This window comes from Streptomyces atriruber (genome assembly GCF_001418325.1).
Taxonomy (GTDB): Bacteria; Actinomycetota; Actinomycetes; order Streptomycetales; family Streptomycetaceae; genus Streptomyces; species Streptomyces atriruber.
Genome location: NZ_LIPN01000687.1, coordinates 1 through 1,235, shown reverse-complemented (window position 1 = coordinate 1,235; position 1,235 = coordinate 1). Strand labels below are relative to the sequence as shown.

1 protein-coding gene is annotated in these 1,235 nt (G+C 76.4%); it reads right to left on the bottom strand.

Annotation, left to right across the window (positions count from 1 at the left end):
* Nucleotides 1–205 precede the first annotated feature (205 nt).
* A partial coding sequence (locus tag AOK03_RS40080) for an NAD(P)H-hydrate dehydratase (protein ID WP_055570225.1) occupies nt 206–1,235 on the bottom strand: 1,030 nt, incomplete at its 5' end.

Sequence of the window (1,235 nt, the reverse complement as noted above, 5' to 3'; positions counted from 1 at the left end):
ACGACGGCACGGAGCTCTCCTACGAGGTCGAGGAGGTCGAGGAGCCCGGGGGCGGCGGCGACCAGACTCCGCGGCAAGGGCGAGCAGCACGGTGAGACCGTGCCGGACTGTCTTACTGATCATGCGATGAGCGAACCCGGCCGGATGCCGCGCACCCGTCAGCCGCGCGGGCAGGTCACTCGAAGGGCCCGCGAAAACCCCCGCCTCAGGACTTGCCGACCTCCCGCCACACCGCGGGCAGCGCGTCCGCCACATCCTGCGCCCCCACGGGCGCGCCGTTCGACGCATGCCGCCCGGCCAGCCCGTGCAGATACGCGCCGACGGATCCCGCGTCCCGCGCGTCGAGCCCCGCCGCCAGCAGCGACCCGGCGAGCCCGGACAGCACGTCACCACTGCCCGCGGTGGCGAGCCAGGGCGTCCCGGTCGGGTTGACCCGCACCGGCCCCTCACCCGAGGCCACCAGGGTCGTCGACCCCTTCAACAGCACCGTCGCCCCGTACCGCCCCGCCAGCTCCCGTACGGCGGACAGCCGCCCCGCCTCGACCTCTTCCCGGGCCACACCGAGCAGCGCGGCGGCCTCCCCGGCGTGCGGCGTGAGCAGCGTAGGGGCCCGCCGCGCCCGCACGTCCCGCTCCCCGGCGAGCCGCAGCCCGTCGGCGTCGATCAGCACGGGCACATCGGCGGCCAGCACCTCCCCCAGCCGCTCCGCGTCCTCCCCGAGCCCGGGGCCCACGACCCATGCCTGCACGCGCCCCGCCTTGGACGGCGGCCCCGCGGACACCAGGGCCTCGGGAAACCGCGCGATGACGGCGTCCGCGGCGGGCCCCACGTACCGCACGGCCCCCGCGCCCCCGCGCAGCGCACCCGCGACGGCGAGCACGGCCGCCCCGGGATACCGCGCGGACCCGGCGACGATCCCCACCACTCCGCGCCGGTACTTGTCGCTCTCTCCCCCGGGCACCGGCAGCAGCCGCTCGACATCCGCGAACTGCAGCGCCTCGGCCTCCCCCTCGCCCAGCTCAAGCCCGATGTCGACGAGCCGCACGACACCGGCGTACTCCCGCGCCGGATCGATGAACAGCCCCGGCTTGTACGCACCGAAGGTCACCGTCACATCGGCCCGCACCGCGTCCCCGTGCACCTCGCCCGTGTCCGCGTCGACCCCGCTCGGCAGGTCCACGGCGACGACCACCGCATCCCGCACCGCCGCCACGAGCCGCGCGGCCCGCTCCCGC